This is a genomic window from Rossellomorea pakistanensis, assembly GCF_016908495.1.
Lineage (GTDB): Bacteria > Bacillota > Bacilli > Bacillales > Bacillaceae_B > Rossellomorea > Rossellomorea pakistanensis.
The window spans coordinates 755,424-774,122 of record NZ_JAFBDZ010000003.1 but is presented as its reverse complement, the minus strand read 5'-3'; the positions used below and the strand labels follow the sequence as shown (position 1 = coordinate 774,122).

Sequence of the window (18,699 nt, the reverse complement as noted above, 5' to 3'; positions counted from 1 at the left end):
TTATGAAAGCCCGAATTGGATCAAGTCTTAGGAAAAAGGGCATTCATCTGAGTTATGAAAGCCCGAATTGGATCAAGTCACAGGAATAAGGGCATTCATCCCAGTCATGAAAGCCCAAATTGGATCAAATCACAAGAATAAGGGCATTCATCTGAGTTATGAAAGCCCGAATTGGATCAAGTCTTAGGAAAAAGGGCATTCATCTGAGTTATGAAAGCCCGAATTGGATCAAGTCACAGGAATAAGGGCATCCATCCGAATTATGAAAGCCCAAATTAAGTCAAGTCACAAGAAATAGGGCGTTCATCTGAGTTATGAAAGCCCGAATTGGATCAAGTCACAAGAATAAGGGCATTCATCCCAGTCATGAAAGCCCAAATTAAGTCGAGTCACTGGAAAAAGGGCATTCATCCAAGTCATGAAAGCCCGAATTGGATCAAGTCTTAGGAAAAAGGGCATTCATCTGAGTTATGAAAGCCCGAATTGGATCAAGTCACAGGAATAAGGGCATCCATCCGAATTATGAAAGCCCAAATTAAGTCAAGTCACAAGAAATAGGGCGTTCATCTGAGTTATGAAAGCCCGAATTGGATCAAGTCACAAGAATAAGGGCATTCATCCCAGTCATGAAAGCCCAAATTAAGTCGAGTCACTGGAAAAAGGGCATTCATCCCAGTCATGAAAGCCCGAATTAGGTCATGTCACAGGAATAAGGGCATTCATCCCAGTCATGAAAGCCCAAATGGGATCAAGTCACAGGAATAAGGGCATTCATCCCAGTCATGAAAGCCCGAATTGGATCAAATCACAAGAATAAGGGCATTCATCCGAGTCATGAAAGCCCAAATTAAGTCGAGTCACTGGAAAAGGGCATTCATCCCAGTTATGAAAGCCCAAATGGGATCAAGTCACAAGAATAAGGGCATTCACCCGAGTCATGAAAGCCCAAATGGGATCAAATCACAAGAATAAGGGCATTCATCCCAGTCATGAAAGCCCGAATTAAGTCCTGTCACAGGAATAAGGGCATTCATCCCAGTCATGAAAGCCCGAATTAAGTCCTGTCACAAGAATAAGGGCATACATCCGAGTCATGAAAGCCCAAATGGGATCAAGTCACAGGAATAAGGGCATTCATCCCAGTCATGAAAGCATGATCTATAAAATCGTACATAGAAAAAGATCATTCATAATTGTTAAATAAATTGAGATGTCTAAAAACCACGGTAATCATGGTTTTTAGACATCTCGGTATTTTATGTTGGATTGAGTTTTTCTGGAATTCTTGAACAGTAATCGATATACCTCCTTTGAATGTTTTTTAGAAAAAAACAAACAATAAAATAACACTATTAATGGAGGTATAATTATGGACGGTTATTTGAATAATTTTGTAGAAACGGCTAAATCAGCCTATTATCAAGCCAATACTTATGTAAGAGAAAAACTCTTTGCTATTACTGGAACTCCTTCAGCTACTGTGAATCAACTAGCTACCTTTATCAAAACTCATCCAAATACAGAAAAGAACAATAAAGAATTACTAGGACTCACATTTTCTCATTACCATTTAGAATCTGATCATATTCATTATTACTTAGAGACAAAAGGACAACATATATTGGAACTTGATGTTTATACGGATGATCACAAGGTCGTGTCCTATCGAGGATATCACGATCAACAGACAATCGACACCCCTTTAAAGTTTCCGCAAAAGCTGCATTAGTTTCTTAAAAAGAATCGCAATCAATGACCAGCTTTGCTGAATCATAGGTTGCGATTTAAAAAATGTGGTGTATGTTAATTTAAAATCTTATTTTTTATAAACCCGTTCACCACCTACCCATGACTCCATCACTTCTATATGTTTAATATCCTGGCTACCTACTTCAATGGGATTTTCAGATAAAAGAATAAAATCTGCTGCATATCCTATTTCAATTTTGCCACGAAAGTTTTCTTGAAATTCTAAGTATGCCGGAGTCTCTGTGTAGGCAGAAGCGATTTGTCGTACGGTAAGTTTCTCATCGGGAATCCACCCACCTTCTGGCTGTCCCAAAAGATCCGTACGGTTAACGGCTGCATGAATTCCTAACATTGGGGATAAATATCCGATTGGACTATCAGAGCTACTTGTATATGGGATACCCAAATGATCAACTGAATTCCACGCATTACAATATTTCTCTAAATCATTTCCCACCCAATTTGCCGTTCGGTCATGTTCCTCCATGATAAAGCTTGGTTGGATTTCTATATAAGGTTTAAGCTTTGCTAACCGCTCTAACAAATCATGCCCGAGAACTTGAGCGTGAATGATACGGTGTCTCATTTTAGCTGTACCAACCTTTTCAAGTGCAGTAATCGCTTGCTCAATAGTACGATCCCCAATAGCATGCATGGTTACCTGCATGTTTTGATCATCTGCCAATTGTACGATTTCATTTAATTGATGCTGTGTATAAATCAATTCTCCATTTGTTTCAGGCTTGTCTTGATACGGTTTTCTCATTGCAGCCGTATGCAGCCTTTGTGTACCGTCCAAGAAAATTTTAATGGCACCGACCCGAACTTTTTCTGTTCCATCCCCTGTCCGTTTAGGATCGTTTTCCAGAAAATTTTCCAAGTCCTCAAGATGATAAATATAATGATGTAAATAAACACGGATAGGCAGCTTCCCTTGCTTTTCAAGATCTGTGTAGGTTTTCCAAACTTTATCATAGGAACCTGCATAATTTAGGTCATCGGTATGAACTGAAGTTATTCCGTATTCTAATAAATGCGGCAATCCTGCTAGGACAGCTTGATAGATTTCTTCTTCAGACTTTTCACGGAAATGAAATTTTATAAAATGGACAGCAGTGTCTTTAAATCGTCCAGTCCAATTACCCATCTCATCTTTTTCAATAAAACGATCATGATATTTTGCAATGTCTTTATCTTTTTTGATTATTCTTAAAGCCACATCATTTACTATACACTCATGTCCATCGTCATGAAGGAAGAACATAGGTTTATCTAGTTTTAATTCTTTTAAATCTTTTGCGGTTAATAAATGATCGATATCTTTAAGCTGACTGTCAATTATCCCCCTGCCTACAACCCATTCATGCTCTTCCATTTCTTTCTCCAAATACTCATCATGTACAATCATTTTTACCTCATCCCAAGTTGTGACCTTCCTAAGGTCTAATTCCTTTTTCATCAAACCATATCGGAGCAGATGGATATGTGAATCTGTAAAAGAAGGCATCAATGTCCTTTGTTGACCATCAATAACCTCATCACCTGATTTATGTGAACATCCTTTATGGATGCCCTGAATGATCCCATTATCTATCACAAGATGATAGATATCCTTCATATTTTCTACTTTATCTGGTCTAAATAAGTAAACATTATCGATGATTTTCATTTTCTCCTCCCCCTGAAATCTAATTCGTCCTATTTTCTCAGTACCCCATATAATAGACGGTAATCGTATTGTTTCTTCTAAAAATAGACTGTTATCGTAAACATTGGTATTGATAAGATGGCATAATCTTCATAAAAAAGAGCGCTTGAAATTTCAAATCAAGCGCTCTTACTATTATTATAAATAATCCCTTTACGATACAGCTTCAGAATGATCACTAAAAGAATCGCTCCAACGATGGTTCCCAATGTGTTCATCATCCAATCATCTATATCCGTGGAGCGTCCCAGTGGGAACTGATATTGAGCAAATTCAATAACAATTGATAGAAAAGACCCTATTAAAGTTGTTCTGATGATAATCCATTTCCCTCTTCGTATCCACCAAGCATAGAAGAACGCAAACGGAATGAAAAGAGCAATATTTGCTGATAGATTTCGGATCGGCACATCAAGGTGGTTTCGGTAGACGAGATTCAGTTTAAGGTTTTCAAAGGGTTGGAAATTTGTCTCACCCTGGAGGGCAACACCTGGAACAAGCGGTGAAAGCGTAATGAGAAAAATCCCTCCCAGGGAAATGATAGTGAACAATGGTGGAATGAGGTCAATCCAACGTACGACACCCTTTTTCTGATTCCATATATAAACGACAACTATAAGTGCAGCCGTAGCTAATGCCATGATTGGGATCACCCAACTAAATTGTCTCCAAAGCTCTATCATACCTAAGCCTACTTTCTCCTTCATTTCTTACCCTATTTTATGTTTGTAATCTTTTGTTTATTTTAATTTAACAATATTTAAGAGAATCTTCATTGGAAAATATTTTACCAGGGAGGACCTAAGTCAAATTAAGTGTATTTTCCGATAATTCCTCCGTTTGGACCAAATTACTATATCATATAGGAATGAAATCCCAAAATAGATGAAAGGAATTGTCACAAAAAGTACAAAAACAGATCATTCCCACAAAAAAAATAGCTCCAAACCGCTCTCTCCCTATCTCAAACAAGCCAAAGGTCCCTCCCCAAGAAAAACCGGGTCGTGCCAGGCACGGCCCGAGTTTTGTCGAATCACTTTCTTTTTTTGTGATTATGATGTACAATCCGCATTAAGTGATTTTTCAATAACCTTTCTCAAAAAATTTAAGAGGTTATAGAAAGGAGTTCATTTCTAATGAAAATGAAAAAAATGCTGGTAACCCTTCTAACAGGTTTAGTGATTGTAGTGTTAGCTGCCTGCGGAGGAAATGAGGAAGCAAAAAAAGACGACACAAATAAAGAAAACAAACAAGAAGAAACCGCTAAAAATGAAGAAGACGCAAAGAAACAAATGGAAGAAATGCAAAAGAAAATGGATAAGCAAAAACTAAAAGAAGATAAAAAAGTCGCCGTCGTTAATGATGAAGAGCTACTAGGTAGTGACTACAATGTTCTTCTTAATCAATTGCAAATGCAATATGCTCAAATGGGACAAGACCCAACGTCCAAAGAAATTTCAAAACAAGTAAAAGATCAAGTAATTGAAAGTCTCGTTGGTCAAACATTACTTCTCCAAGATGCTGAGAAGAAAGGTTACACTGCCTCTGCTGATGAAGTAAACAAAGAACTTGAAAAATTGAAAGAGCAATATAAAGAAAAAGGCCAATTTGAAAAAGTGCTAAAAGAAAATAATATGACCGAAGACCAATTAAAAGTTCAAATTGCTGAAAATATTCAGTATACAAAGTATATGGATAAAGAAATTTCAGCAGGAGAAGTAAAAGAAGATGAAATGAAAAAGCAATATGACCAAATGGCCGAACAAGCTAAAGCTGCAGGTCAAGAAGCACCTAAGTATGAAGAAGTTAAAGAAACAATTAAAGGGCAACTAGAAAACCAGAAAAAACAAGAAAAAATTGTTCAACATGTTGAGAAGCTGAAAAAAGATGCAAAAGTTGAAGTGTTAATTTAATGGAAAAGCAGCCGATGATGGCTGCTTTTTTTGATTCATTTACTAGAAATAAGTCTCCCTTTTACCCTAATTTTAATCAAAATACAAATGATAATGCAGCTGGCAACCTGGATTGAAAGATGCAGAACAGTTTGGACAGGTGGATTTAGAATTCATATATTCGTTAATTGTTAATTCCTCACCACAGTTTCCACACAGGATCGCCTTCTCATTCCACTCTTCCTTTGGCCAGGTCAATGCCTTGTGGTCTGCACATTCTTCGTGACATAAATGACACGGATAATAGGTATCGCAGCATTTAAACTTAATTGCAATAATATCCCTCTCCGTATGATAATGTTTGCAGCGGGTCTGCGAATCCACCTCGACCCCTTTCACCACTACACCATGAACAATCATAAAGACCCCTCCCTTTCGACAAATTCCGGGTCGTGCCTGGCACGCGTCGAAAAATCTTTATTTAATACTATTCTATCTTATTGATCGATTTCCTACTAATTAGAAGAAGCCTGCGGATTTATTCCGCAGGCTTCTTCTAATTCAGTATGGCACTAATATTATTTCTTTTTGATTGGAATCCATACTTCGCATCGGTAGTCATCAGCATAGGCATCCTCTGCAGGGTAGACTTCTAGTTGTGGACCATCTGCTTGCTCGTACCCTGTGGATGGAAACCATTCAGAATAGATCCGTTCCCAGACATTTTGAATCGCGTCAGGCATTGCTCCAACAGACTCAAATATTGCCCATGTGGCTGCAGGAATCTCCTTTTCGATATACTTCTTATCAGCTTCTCTGTTCCCTTTTTCAACGGCGATAAGGTAAGTAATCTCCTCTGCGTCATGGTCAAAGTCCATACATACTCCAAGCACTCCTAAATCACCCATATGACGCTCTAATTCTTTCACTGAACCATTCTGATGAGATTCAACCCAAAAATTAGAAATATTTTTATTGTTTTCTCCATTAGCCATGCTCGTACGAATCCCATTACCAATTACTTTAAAACTAGGTCTGTCTTCAATTTTGTAGTTCATTTCCTTTTCTCCTTTTAATTGAATTTGAAAGGATAAACGTGGGAAAGCTTTCAATTGTATCCCTTGGCCCTTAACCTGAGATGGACTGACTCCATGTGCTCTTCGAAACGCTTTCGAAAAAGATTCAGGTGTTTCATATCCGTATTTCAAAGCCACATCAATGACTTTGACTTGGGACCCTGCAAGTTCTTGGGCAGCAAGAGTTAAACGGCGATTTCGTATATACTCACCAGTAGTAAAACCAGTTAACATATTGAACATTCGTTGATAATGGAACTTTGAAACACAAGCTACCCGAGCCACCTCATCAATATCGATTTCAAGCTCTAGGTGATCCTCAATATACGTGATGCTCTCGTTAAACCGTTGAAAAGCCTCCATTCCATCCATCCTCTCTGATTCAATCTTAATGCTATAACCAACACATCACCTGTCATTCCTTGCTTTCCTCGGACAGATTTTAACCCTATTCAACTGGAAATCAGATTCGACATATTTCGGGTCGTGCCTGGCACCACCCGAATTTTCTTTATTCAATTGTTTAAGAAAGCCGCTCTTTTTTGAGCGGCTTCTTTGTTATTCGATGTTTTCTTGTCTTTCTTGTTCTTGGAGCTCTTCTGCTTCATCTGCGTTTCGAACTTCGCTTTCAACTGCTGCATCAAAAAGTCCTTCTTTTTCAGATTGCTTCTTGAGTTCGAAGTATTTGTCCATAACTCTTTTAGCTATTACTTTGTTTACATATGGATCTTTGTCTTGATGCGACCATGGGACAAATACGGAAAAAGCAATTTCAGGTGAATCATATGGAGCATAGCCGATTAGTGTGGTGTTATAGGTTTCTACTGCCTTTTCCATATTTGGTCCTTTATAAAATGCCTCAGCTGTACCAGACTTTGCTGCTGCATCATAAGGTGCATTCGCAAAGTTATTCGCCGTTCCATCACTTCCATGTGCAACACGATAAAATCCACGTTGAACTTGATTAATTTCATCTGGTGTCGCATTAATTCTGTTTAATACTTTCGGTTCATTTTCATAAATGATCGGTCCTAGGCTACCTTTATCATTATCTGGTTCTCTGACTTGTTTCATAATATGTGGTTCAACTCGACTACCACCATTTGCAATTGTAGATGCGTATTGAACAAGTTGCATTGGAGTATAGGTATCATACTGACCAATCACTAAGTCTAATAAAAATCCTGGTTTTCTCGATGAACCTTGATATCCTGACATTTCGCCTGGAAGGTCAATTCCAGTTGGTATTCCTAATCCAAATTGGCTAAAGTGATTTCTTACAATTTTAAATGAGTTTGAATTAAAATCTACAGGTGCGTTCGGAATATAGGTATCTCCTCCGATACGGAAAGCTATCTTCCACATATAAGAGTTTGATGACTTTTCCAAAGCAAATAAATCAGACATTAATTTTCTTCCAGATTTGTTAAACCAAGAAGTTTTAGGTTTTGATCCTTGAATTAAAATCGGTTCGTCAACTAATGTTTCCCCTGGATACAGATTCCCTGTCATATACCCAGTCAACACCGTTGCACCCTTCACAGCTGACCCTGCTTCATAAGAAGAAGTAAAAGTACCTAGAGCATAATCCTGCATTTCATACTTACCAGTCTCAGAGTTTTTCCCATATTTCTTCCCAACCATCGCCAGAAGCTCCCCGGTATGAGGGTCCATCATGACGACAAATGCGCGATCTAAGTAAGGAGATTGCCAGCCTTTCTGGATTTGTCCGTATAGTTCTTCTTCCACAATCTTTTCAATTTCTTTCTGTAAACGCATATCAATGGTCAGGACAACATCCTTGCCTCGATAGCCTTCACTAATTAATTGAGTATCTAATACACTTCCATCTTTAGTAATGTTCTTGATTTTTTCCTTTTGTCCTTGCAGAACATCTTCATATTGAGCTTCAACATAACTTGTTCCAACACGATCGTTAAGGGAATATCCTTGTGCAGTATAATAATTGACTAACTCGCTTGGAAGTCCTTCTCTAGAGGAAGAAACATTCCCAAGGATCGTTCTTAATGTATCATCATACACATACGTTCGTTCCCAATCCGTTGTGACGTTTACGCCTGGAAGTTGATCCAAATGTTCACTTACACGAGCCATTTCCTCAGGGGTTACCCCTTTGTTCTTAATAATTTGTGGAGTTAACGCATAGCCCGTGTTAAATTCACGGAATATAGCAAGGACTTCCAGTTCGTTATTGTCAAATGATTTGATATCCTTTTCAGTAATTCTTTCGAGCTGTCTCTGGTATACTTCTTTATTAACATCATCTTTTGTAAGCTCTTCGTTTGCTTCCAGTTTTTGAAGCTCTTCTTTTGTTACTAGTTTCTTTGCTTTTTCAGAATGTGTTAGCAGCCAAAAATCTTTACGGTCACGTGTAGTAATTTTTTCGGTGTCCATTTTAATAAGGGGAGCAAGCTTTTCAGCTACATCTAACATTTCATCTGGTTGAGTAGATTGTGCTCTCGTATAGGTAATGGCGTTTAATGGGACATTATCGACCATTACATTCCCGTAACGATCATAAATTTTACCACGGGGTGTGCCGTTACGTACCATGATATCTTCTGTACGCTCTACCTCTTTTTTGTATTCACTTCCTTTAACGATTTGTACAACGCCAAGGCGAATGACTAAAAGTGAGAATAAAATAAAAACAGCAAAAAACAGTAGATTCATCCTAAATGGGACATGGGTTTTTTTCTTTTTCTTCTTTTTATTCAACTAGAAAATCCTTTCTATGGGTGATATTGTTAAAAATTCAATAATAATGTCATACATTCATTTTATAGAAAAATCGCCTACATATCTACCTCTTTTTCCCAAAGTTTCATTCGAATTACACAGACGACAAATTTCGTCAAAATCCGGGGCGTGCCTGGCACCACCCGAAAAATCTTTATTAAAAAAGCCGTGAAATCATTACTGATTTCGCGGCTTTACCTTTTTCAATCGACAAATTTCGGGTAGTACATCCATTACAGTTCTCTGATCGACACCTCTGCCTCTCCTCGATTTTCCCCATTCCATTTTGAATGGATTTCAAAGGTTCCAGCTTTAAAGAAGTATGGAAAACGACGCTTGAACCAAGATTGCATGGGAAGCTCCAGCGCTTCACCTTTCTTTACCCATACAAGCTCTCCTTCTGGTGGATTCTCAAGCAAGTCCCCACTAACTTCTTTTGCTATGTAATTATAGACTGTATAACGAAACTTCTTATGTGGAATAACAAATTCTTCAATCCCTTTAAAGATCAACCGCTCCACTTTCAAGCCCGTCTCTTCGCGAACCTCTCGAATCGCCCCTTCAGCAGGGCTTTCTGGAAAGTCTATTTTACCGCCTGGAGCAATATGTCCTGGAAAGCCTTTTCTATCTGGGCGTTTCACCAATAAGACTTCGCCTTCTCTTTCCACCATTACCATTGTATATAGCTGTGTCTCAAACTCATTCCAGTTCATCGTCACGGCTCCTTTTGTCTTTTTTCACCCTATCATTCTACCATTTTATCTATCTTAAAATTGCCTAATTTACTTAAATTATAAAAACCTTAAAATAATTAATGCTTTTCAAACTTATTGTTCCACCATATCTAATCAAAAAAAGAAGTGTATCATCAGCAACGATTTTACACTTCTTAAATTCAGACATTTAACTAATCAACACTTATCCCTATCACAAAGCCAATAATCCCGCTTGGTTCAACAGATTCCAAGGTTTATTAAAATGTGGCTGAAAGAAGAAATCCACAAAGCCTAGTTCATCAATCGTCATATCGTTCTGAATGCAAACGGACATCGTATTGATCATTTGTGTCATATCAGCTTTTGAAATAATTTGTGCCCCGAGGATTTTTCTTGTATCCTTTTCATATAAAACTTTTATTTTTACTGGTTCATATGTTGGCATAAATTCTGGGCGGTTATTTTCCTCTAAATCTATCACTTTGTATGAAATTCCAGCTTGCTTCGCCGTTACCTCGGTTAAACCTGTAGATGCCATATTATATTCGTAGATATGCAGCCCAGATGTTCCTTGTGTGCCTTGGTATTTCACCCTCTGATCCTCGATGTTATGCGCCACTAACGTCCCCATCCTAACAGCATTCGTAGCAAGTGGAATATAACGATGATCACCTGTTGGATTATAAGTAACCGCACAGCTATCCCCCGCTGCGAAAATAGTAGGATTACTCGTTTGCATAAATTCATTAACAATAATTGCACCGTTTGGTAGCATATCGACTTGCCCTTTTAACAAGTCCGTATTTGGACGGAACCCCACACAAAGGATGACTAGATCTGTCTCGTACTCCCCTTTTGTCGTGATCACTTTGTTCACTTTTCCATCCTCTCCTGTAAACCGAGTTACTGTTTGTTCAAGTGCTAACGTAATATTGCGACGATTAAATTCTTCCTCGAGAATAGTTGTAAAATCCTTGTCTAAATATTTATTTAAAATTCGATCCTCCCCGTCAATCAATGTGACCTTTTTACCATACTGTTCAAATGCTTCGACTAATTCAACTCCAATATAACCGGCACCTATCACAGTAATGTTTTGTGCTTCCTTCGCTTTTTCGATAATCGTATTGGCTTGCTTGAAGTTTTTGGATAGTAGGATATTTTCTAACTCAATTCCTTCAATTCGAGGGATGATCGGCCATGACCCCGTTGCCATGACGAGCTTATCAAACGTATCTTCTTTAACCTCCCCCGTTACGATATCCTTTACCGTAATGAATTTGTGCTTAGTATTTATATTTAACACTTCATGTTTCATGTTCATTTGTATTCCTTGTTTGGCTAGTTCTTCAGGAGATGAATAAAATAATTGATTTGGATCCTTCGCTACTCCACCGACATAAAGGGCAATACCGCATGAAAGAAAAGAAACATTATCGTTTTTTTCATAAACTGTGATGGTTGCTTCTGGATACAACTCAGCCATATTCTTCACAGCTGCGGTCCCTGCATGTGTACACCCAATGACAACAATTTTCATGTTAAAGACTCCTTTAAAGTTAAAATGTTTTTGTGAAGAACTTCACAATTATATGTGAAATAATTCACAAACTAACTTTGAATATAGTATACAATGAGATATCAATAAAATCAACAAATTTGTGATATATTTCACAATCATATTATATTTTTGGCAACACATTGTTCTAATTTGAAAAGTAGTAAGTTGGTTAGAGCGGAGGGATATCAACTTCCGCGGTGTGGGCAGTGAGATCTCCGCTCCAACCAACCTTTTTACAAAAAAATATGTACTAAAAAACAATAATCTTTTAGAAAATAACCAAAATCAAAAAGAAGATGAAGTCATTAACTCCATCTCCTCTAATAAATAATTTATAATTTATAATTTATAGGCTATCCACCTTTGTGACAGCGATGTCTTTATTCATTGATGTTGCCATATAATCCTGATCAATCAATTTGAGCAGGTGTTGCGAAGAAGCTGATTGATTTTCTTTCAGCTTTTCTCTAAGTTTTGCTTTCATTTCATCATTAAGTCTTTCGTAAATCAGATAGGCTTTTACTTCGTTAGAGGTAACCAACTTTCGATAAATCTTCGATACCTTCTTACTCGAGGGATCATCCATTTGAAAATCAGTACTCTCCTTTCAGAAAGAATATTATTTTTTAAATATTATGATAATACATTTCATTCTAAAACACAAATTATTAATATTTTAAAAAAAATGATTAAATGTTTCCTTATATTATATAACAAAATATACTTTGTTGCTATTCTGCAGCCTTAACTCTCACAATTTTCGTCTGCGGCACTTCAAGATGCATTCGAAACATTGCTTCAAATATAACTCACAATCACAAACTATCAATCAGAAGATACACTCCTGTAGAAATCAGAAGGACATATGTAAAAATTCTAAAAACACGTTGGTTGAACCATTTAAATAGGAATTGCCCCAATACCAATCCAAGAATAACAAGCGGAATGGCATACAAACTCGATTTCCAAACGGTCATATTGGTCCCTACTGTAACGACTTGTGTTCCAAGACTTATTAAATAAATAAAAAGATAAAAAGCTAGTGTAGTTGCTCGAACCTTTTCTTTTCCTGTGTCCGTTCCAGTAAAATAAAGCAATAGCGGTGGACCAGGCATACCAATACTCGTTGTTAACACTCCAGATAATCCACCAACTAAATAATCTCGAAATGGAGTGGTTTTAATCTTAAGATTCACCATCATGAACAACGTGAGTACCAGAATAATTACACTGACAATAAACTTTAAGTGATCAACATTAATCGACATAAAGACTAAACTCCCAAATGGGACACCGGCAATGCTGCCAATAATAAATCTTTTTAACAGAGGATAATCAATTTCCTTTCTAATTTTATAAATTAATGAAAGTGAAATTAGCAAGGATAAAATGAGATTGATTTGAATCGCTTCTTGAGGTAAAAAAATCAGCAGCAAAAAAGGTGTTGCCATGATTGAGAACCCAAAGCCAGTACTTGTTTGGAGTATTGATGCGATTAAAATAATGCAAATAAAAATAATAACGGTATTCAATTTAGACCTCCAATACGTTTAATCATCGAAGTATTTTTACGACTTAAAATAATTTCTTTAAATGAAAATGGCATTACTCAATAAATATTTGAAATGTAAGCATCAGTATAAACTTTTACTGTTTTCTGGTAGTGCAAATGGGTTTTCATGATTAATCCGGTCATAAAACATAATTCCATTTAGATGGTCTATTTCATGTTGAATAACTATGGAAGAATATCCGCTAAGTTTTAATAATATCTCTTCTCCCGATAAATTAAACCCTTTCACTTTTATCCGCTCATACCTCGGTATAAACCCTTTTATATCACGATCAACAGAGAGGCAGCCTTCGCTTTGTGGTAAATAAATCAAGGAGATAGAATGACTCACTATTTTTGGATTAATAAGTGAATATTCATGTTGTTTCCCCTTCTCATCGGTCAAATACGCTGCAAACATTCGCTTATTCAAGCCAATCTGATTTGCCGATAATCCTACTCCTGCACGTAATTTGTATTTTTTTGCCAGATCTGGATCTTGACTATTTTTCAAGAAGTTCATCATGCAAATTAATGTCTCTTTGTCTTCTTCAGTAGGTGGGACCAATACTTCTTGTGTAGCTTGATGTAGAATTTGGTTCCCTTCCCTTATAATATCTTTCATCGAAATTATATAATTAGAATGAAATTTACTCATAAATAAACAATTCATCTACCTTTACTTTTAATATTTTTGATAATTTGAATGCCAGTTCCAGCGTAGGGTCATATTTATCATTTTCTATACAATTGATGGTTTGCCTCACTACCCCACACTCCTTGGCAAGTTTCTCTTGTGTAATCCCTAATTTTTTTCGTATTGTTTTAATTTTATTTTTCATTACATCACCTATGTCAAAAGAATTGGACATCATTATTTTAACAACTTGCACAACCATGTCAATAACTTTGGACACTTTTGCTTATTAGCAAAGATTTAGTAGCTGAAATTTTTTATACGCTTTAATTCGAATAGCCAGATGAAAAAGCAGTGTTCCAACTTTAGAACACTACCCCAATAAACAAGATAAATTTCCCGCTTCATTAATTATTCCTACAATGATTTCTTCATAGCAATCGATGAAGTTTCATAACCAAATTTTTTATAAAGTTCATAAGCCCTTTCGTTATTTCCAAATACATTTAATGCTAATGACGTGACCTCATGCTCTTTTGCTTTCCTTTCCAATTCCTCTAACACTGCCGACCCGTATCCCTTCCCTCTTGATTCTTCGTTAATATAAATATGATAAAGAAAAGCTTGGCTCATTTCCTTTTTAATCTTGTACCATAGGACTCCAACCTTCTTGTTCTCACTAGAATCATAGACATTATAGATATACTGATCTTTCGTATGTAGTCCATCTGGAAAAAGCTTCTCTAAGAGCTCTTCAGATTCTACCTTGGCTTTTTCAAAAGGTAGGTTAAAATTAGCTGAGATACTTCTAGCGTATTCTGGAACCATAAACTCCAAATAGTTGTAGAAATCTCGCTGACCCATTCTTTCTAATTGAATCATTCGTTTCACCTCTAAATATTTTATATTCTTAATTTTACTACATTTCTATTACTCTTTTGTTTCATCCAACGACGAATCAAATTATCCTATATTCTTTCAAATAATTTTTGATTGTCTCTTCCATTCCCATAGAGTCTAGTGTAATATGGATATGAAAACTTAATAGTAAAACTAGGGGTGTCCAATGAGCTGGGCTGAGAGAGAAACGCGTTGAAGTTTCTTGACTCTTCGGACCTGATCTGGTTCATACCAGCGTAGGGAAGTTTAGTGTGAGCAATATTTGAGTATTAAAGACTTCTACATATTAGCCGGGTCCTTCCAATATGGATGGATCCGGCTATTTTATGTACTTCAATTCAGCTATGGCACTGTTATGCACCAGATCTTGTCCGTTACTATTTCAAAAATGAAAAGGGAGAGATCTATAACATGTCGTCCTCAGTAAATGAAAAAAACATCTCGATTATGTCTAATTTTTCTGGAAGTAAAAAAGTATATGAAACAGGAAGTCGCCCAGATTTGAAAGTCCCTAAGCGCGAAATTTCCCTTTCCCCTACAACGGGCTCATTTGGAGATGAAGAAAACGCCCCTCTAAGAGTCTATGATACTAGTGGTCCATACACAGATCCTAATTACACTATCGATATTCGGAAAGGCCTTCCAACTATTAGAAAGGACTGGATCACTGAACGAGAAGATGTCGAGGAATATGAAGGGCGTGAAATAAAGCCGGAAGACAATGGTTACAAAGATGCAAACGATCCACGATTAAATATCGAAGTTTTCCCGCGTGGCGATCGTAAGCCTTTTCGTGCCAAAAAAGGAAAAAATGTAACACAGCTTCACTATGCAAAAAAAGGCATCATCACACCTGAAATGGAATTTATCGCGATAAGGGAAAACATGACACCTGAATTTGTTCGTGATGAAGTAGCAAGAGGAAGAGCGATCATTCCATCAAATATTAACCATCCAGAGAGTGAGCCAATGATCATCGGGCGTAACTTTCATGTAAAAATTAATGCCAATATCGGAAACTCGGCTGTTTCCTCGTCTATCGAACAAGAGGTAGAAAAAATGACTTGGGCGACTCGTTGGGGTGCTGATAACATTATGGATTTGTCTACAGGAAAGAATATTCACACCACGAGGGAATGGATCATCCGCAATTCCGCTGTGCCAGTTGGAACAGTTCCAATCTACCAAGCTCTTGAAAAAGTAAATGGAGTCGCAGAGGATTTAACGTGGGAGGTGTATCGTGATACGTTAATTGAACAAGCGGAGCAAGGAGTCGATTACTTTACGATTCATGCTGGGGTTTTATTACGCTATGTACCGATGACAGCAAAGAGATTAACCGGAATCGTATCACGTGGTGGATCGATTATGGCTCAATGGTGCTTATATCACCATAAAGAAAACTTCTTATATACTCATTTTGAAGAAATTTGTGAAATTATGAAGGCCTATGACATCTCCTTTTCTCTTGGAGACGGTCTTCGTCCAGGCTCGATTGCCGATGCTAATGATGAAGCACAGTTTGCTGAGCTTGAGACATTAGGCGAATTAACCCAAATCGCCTGGAAGCATGACGTACAGGTAATGGTTGAAGGACCTGGCCATGTACCAATGCATTTAATTAAAGAGAATATGGATAAACAATTAGAAATTTGTAAGGAAGCACCCTTCTATACACTTGGGCCGCTTACGACGGACATTGCCCCAGGCTATGACCATATTACTTCTGCCATTGGTGCAGCCATGATTGGCTGGTACGGAACGGCTATGCTTTGCTATGTAACTCCAAAAGAACATCTTGGGCTACCAAATAAAAACGATGTACGCGAAGGTGTGATCACCTATAAAATTGCCGCCCACGCAGCCGACTTAGCAAAAGGACATCCCGGTGCCCAAAAACGTGATGATGCATTATCAAAAGCGCGCTTTGAATTCAGATGGCGTGATCAATTTCATTTATCATTAGATCCTGAGCGTGCATTGGAATACCATGACGAAACACTCCCTGCCGAAGGAGCCAAAACTGCCCACTTCTGCTCGATGTGCGGCCCAAAATTCTGTAGTATGAGAATTTCACAAGATATCCGTGACTTTGTAAAAGATAAAGAAGAGGAATACATTCAAAAAGGGCTAAAGGAAAAAGCGGAAGAATTCAAGCAATCAGGTGGAAAGATCTATCAATGAGTAGAGCGAGAGATTCCTTTCATGACGTGGCAGAAGAAGTCATAGCATTAGAAGAGGAGATAAATGAAATGCATGAAAAGATTCGTTCACTTGAAATACGAAAGGAAGAATTACAACAAAAATGTATCCATCAGTTTCAAGGGAATGCTTACTATGAGAAGTGCTTGTTGTGTCATAAGATAGAAGTGTTGTATTACTGAATAAGGATACTTTCTCCTACTAAACTAATAGTAATAGGCCAAATCATTGCTGATTTGGCCTATTTTATTAAAAATATCCCTTTAAATGTTTATAAAAAAATTAATTCTAAAAAATGTAGAATTTAATTACAGCTCCATCATAACCTCACCTATAACCTCTGCTAGAATATCGGCTGTCCTATACTCTTCCTCTAAAGTATTTTCAACTCCACCGATATTAATTAAGACAGATTGACCCATTAAATCTTGATTATAGGTACTTTGTCTCTCCTGTGACTTCACAAAAACCCCTCTAGATATTCCAGGGTACTTCTTTTCGATTTTTTGATGAAGAAGTTTTGCAAAAGCATTATTTTCTTCAAATTTCTCACTTGATTTTGAATTTATAAATGAAATCTTGGCATATTTCTTCCTATTTAATTCTACAGTTGTGTCCATGCGCGGTCCCGAACTTCGATGGATATCAAAGACCATCATATTGCTTTTATTTTTATCCAATGCTTTTTTTAAAGGTTCTCTAGATACTTGGTATGCCTGAAAATATTCCAAATTCATCTCATTCAATAGCCCAATTCCATCTGTTTTATGATGAAGTGAAAATATTTGTTCTTTCTGTAATGATTTAGCTAACCTATCCCCAACAAGAGTAATATTTTTCGATTTATGATGGGCAAGATCAGGATTATCTACATTTATTAGCGATGTAAAGGATTCACGATTATGAGTGTGATGGATTAAAACAGTTGGATTTTTTTCATGAATAGGTGCAGCTGATTGGCTTTGATCTAGAAAGGATAACGCGTTGTTAATGATTTCTTTACCGCTAAAAAAGAAAAACCAGGAAAATGCCATGATACAAAATACCATACCTACAGAGGCAAGTGACCATTTTTTAACTCTTTTCTTTTTATCTAAATTTCTTGCCAGCTGTTTGAGTTTAGTATCGGTATTTGAAATAAATTCAGCTTTTGGGTTAAGGGGATAGGTTTCTTTTATCAAGTTAAATAATTCATGATCAGTTGGCATTTCCAATGACCTCCTCAATGTCCAAATGAATCTTCCTTTTCAATTCTCGTAATGCTCGATGATAACTTACTTTTACCTTGGATTTGCTACAATCAAGAATTTCAGACGTTTCTTTGATGGAAAATTCATTGATTCCCCTTAAAATAACAACCGTCCTGTAAAGTGGTTTTAATCGAGAAATCGCATCATGCAGGAGATGATTCAATTCATTTTGCTCTACAAACTCATTAGGCTCTTTTTCATTGGAAACTAATTGTTTGAAAAAGTTATCCTTAAAAAGCGAGGTGAATTTTTTCTTTCTATAATCATCAACTGCTACATGCTTCGCAATTGAAAAGATCCAAGTTTTTAAATTGGAAGAATGATTATAGGCAGATAAATGATTCAGTACTCTGATAAAAACCTCTTGAGTCAAATCCTCTGCATCGTTTTGGTTACCGGAAAAACAAATAAGAAATCTGTAAACATCAAGATAATGTAAACGATAAATTTCACTAATTCTCTCTTCTAAGCTCTCCCCCAATTAACTCCCCCCTTTTATTTTCCCTTCACTCATTATTCGTTTGAGACTTAAAAAAGTTACAGGTTTTAATGTAAATCATTAAGTTTTTAATTCTTTCTATCAAGATGATTACCTTTTTTAAAAAAACCAAAACTTGTTTACATAATATTTTTATAATAACTTACACCATTTGCAAAAATCTCAACAATCATAAAATTCCAAACAAATATGTTAAA

General features: G+C 36.8%; 18 protein-coding genes and 1 riboswitch. Of the genes, 4 read left to right on the top strand and 14 right to left on the bottom strand.

Going from position 1 to position 18,699, the window contains the following annotated elements:
* Positions 1-1,369 precede the first annotated feature (1,369 nt).
* The gene (locus JOC86_RS17690) at positions 1,370-1,729 is read left to right on the top strand and encodes a hypothetical protein (protein WP_205174216.1); all 360 of its coding nucleotides are present in this window, start codon (positions 1,370-1,372) and stop codon (positions 1,727-1,729) included.
* 87 nt (positions 1,730-1,816) lie between these two features.
* Here the strand turns inward: JOC86_RS17690 and JOC86_RS17685 are convergent, their stop codons facing one another.
* The gene (locus JOC86_RS17685; RefSeq protein WP_205174215.1) at positions 1,817-3,418 is read right to left on the bottom strand and encodes an amidohydrolase; all 1,602 of its coding nucleotides are present in this window, start codon (positions 3,416-3,418) and stop codon (positions 1,817-1,819) included.
* Positions 3,419-3,576: 158 nt separating this feature from the next.
* Positions 3,577-4,164: a VanZ family protein gene (locus JOC86_RS17680; RefSeq protein WP_205174214.1), complete on the bottom strand. Its 588-nt coding sequence runs from the start codon at positions 4,162-4,164 to the stop codon at positions 3,577-3,579.
* Between the two features lie 429 nt (positions 4,165-4,593).
* Here JOC86_RS17680 and JOC86_RS17675 point away from each other — a divergent pair, with 429 nt between their 5' ends.
* Positions 4,594-5,370: a SurA N-terminal domain-containing protein gene (locus JOC86_RS17675; RefSeq protein WP_338021773.1), complete on the top strand. Its 777-nt coding sequence runs from the start codon at positions 4,594-4,596 to the stop codon at positions 5,368-5,370.
* Positions 5,371-5,442: 72 nt separating this feature from the next.
* On the opposite strand, the gene JOC86_RS17670 is transcribed toward JOC86_RS17675, so the two are convergent.
* From JOC86_RS17670 to JOC86_RS17625, 10 genes are all read right to left on the bottom strand, one after another.
* Positions 5,443-5,769, bottom strand: a complete 327-nt coding sequence (locus JOC86_RS17670) for a CHY zinc finger protein (RefSeq protein WP_205174213.1) — start codon at positions 5,767-5,769, stop codon at positions 5,443-5,445.
* A gap of 158 nt (positions 5,770-5,927) precedes the next feature.
* Positions 5,928-6,788 (bottom strand): AraC family transcriptional regulator, encoded by an 861-nt coding sequence (locus JOC86_RS17665; RefSeq protein ID WP_205174212.1) that lies wholly within the window; start codon positions 6,786-6,788, stop codon positions 5,928-5,930.
* 195 nt (positions 6,789-6,983) lie between these two features.
* A complete protein-coding gene (locus JOC86_RS17660; protein WP_205174211.1) occupies positions 6,984-9,119 on the bottom strand; it encodes a peptidoglycan D,D-transpeptidase FtsI family protein in 2,136 nt (711 codons plus the stop codon).
* Between the two features lie 299 nt (positions 9,120-9,418).
* Positions 9,419-9,898: an NUDIX domain-containing protein gene (locus tag JOC86_RS17655; RefSeq protein WP_205174210.1), complete on the bottom strand. Its 480-nt coding sequence runs from the start codon at positions 9,896-9,898 to the stop codon at positions 9,419-9,421.
* A 214-nt stretch (positions 9,899-10,112) separates the two neighbouring features.
* Positions 10,113-11,441 (bottom strand): FAD-dependent oxidoreductase, encoded by a 1,329-nt coding sequence (locus JOC86_RS17650; protein WP_205174209.1) that lies wholly within the window; start codon positions 11,439-11,441, stop codon positions 10,113-10,115.
* Positions 11,442-11,808: 367 nt separating this feature from the next.
* A complete protein-coding gene (locus JOC86_RS17645) occupies positions 11,809-12,048 on the bottom strand; it encodes a hypothetical protein (protein ID WP_205174208.1) in 240 nt (79 codons plus the stop codon).
* A gap of 229 nt (positions 12,049-12,277) precedes the next feature.
* The gene (locus tag JOC86_RS17640; protein ID WP_205174207.1) at positions 12,278-12,994 is read right to left on the bottom strand and encodes a sulfite exporter TauE/SafE family protein; all 717 of its coding nucleotides are present in this window, start codon (positions 12,992-12,994) and stop codon (positions 12,278-12,280) included.
* 102 nt (positions 12,995-13,096) lie between these two features.
* Complete coding sequence (def, locus tag JOC86_RS17635; protein ID WP_205174206.1) at positions 13,097-13,672, bottom strand: peptide deformylase; 576 nt, start codon at positions 13,670-13,672, stop codon at positions 13,097-13,099.
* Complete coding sequence (locus tag JOC86_RS17630) at positions 13,665-13,856, bottom strand: helix-turn-helix transcriptional regulator (protein ID WP_199420940.1); 192 nt, start codon at positions 13,854-13,856, stop codon at positions 13,665-13,667. The genes def and JOC86_RS17630 overlap by 8 nt, the downstream gene beginning before the upstream one ends.
* A 212-nt stretch (positions 13,857-14,068) precedes the next feature.
* Complete coding sequence (locus tag JOC86_RS17625) at positions 14,069-14,533, bottom strand: GNAT family N-acetyltransferase (RefSeq protein ID WP_205174205.1); 465 nt, start codon at positions 14,531-14,533, stop codon at positions 14,069-14,071.
* A 163-nt stretch (positions 14,534-14,696) separates the two neighbouring features.
* Positions 14,697-14,811: riboswitch (TPP riboswitch) on the top strand.
* A gap of 151 nt (positions 14,812-14,962) precedes the next feature.
* Here JOC86_RS17625 and thiC point away from each other — a divergent pair.
* Together thiC and JOC86_RS17615 are read left to right on the top strand one after the other, a co-directional pair.
* Positions 14,963-16,735, top strand: a complete 1,773-nt coding sequence (gene thiC, locus JOC86_RS17620) for a phosphomethylpyrimidine synthase ThiC (protein ID WP_205174204.1) — start codon at positions 14,963-14,965, stop codon at positions 16,733-16,735.
* Positions 16,732-16,935: a serine protease gene (locus tag JOC86_RS17615; RefSeq protein ID WP_205174203.1), complete on the top strand. Its 204-nt coding sequence runs from the start codon at positions 16,732-16,734 to the stop codon at positions 16,933-16,935. Before thiC ends, JOC86_RS17615 begins: the two co-directional genes overlap by 4 nt.
* A 126-nt stretch (positions 16,936-17,061) precedes the next feature.
* On the opposite strand, the gene spoIIP is transcribed toward JOC86_RS17615, so the two are convergent.
* Positions 17,062-17,961: a stage II sporulation protein P gene (gene spoIIP, locus JOC86_RS17610; protein WP_205174202.1), complete on the bottom strand. Its 900-nt coding sequence runs from the start codon at positions 17,959-17,961 to the stop codon at positions 17,062-17,064.
* Positions 17,951-18,484 (bottom strand): RNA polymerase sigma factor, encoded by a 534-nt coding sequence (locus JOC86_RS17605; protein ID WP_205174201.1) that lies wholly within the window; start codon positions 18,482-18,484, stop codon positions 17,951-17,953. The genes spoIIP and JOC86_RS17605 overlap by 11 nt, the downstream gene beginning before the upstream one ends.
* Between the last annotated feature and the right edge of the window lie 215 nt (positions 18,485-18,699).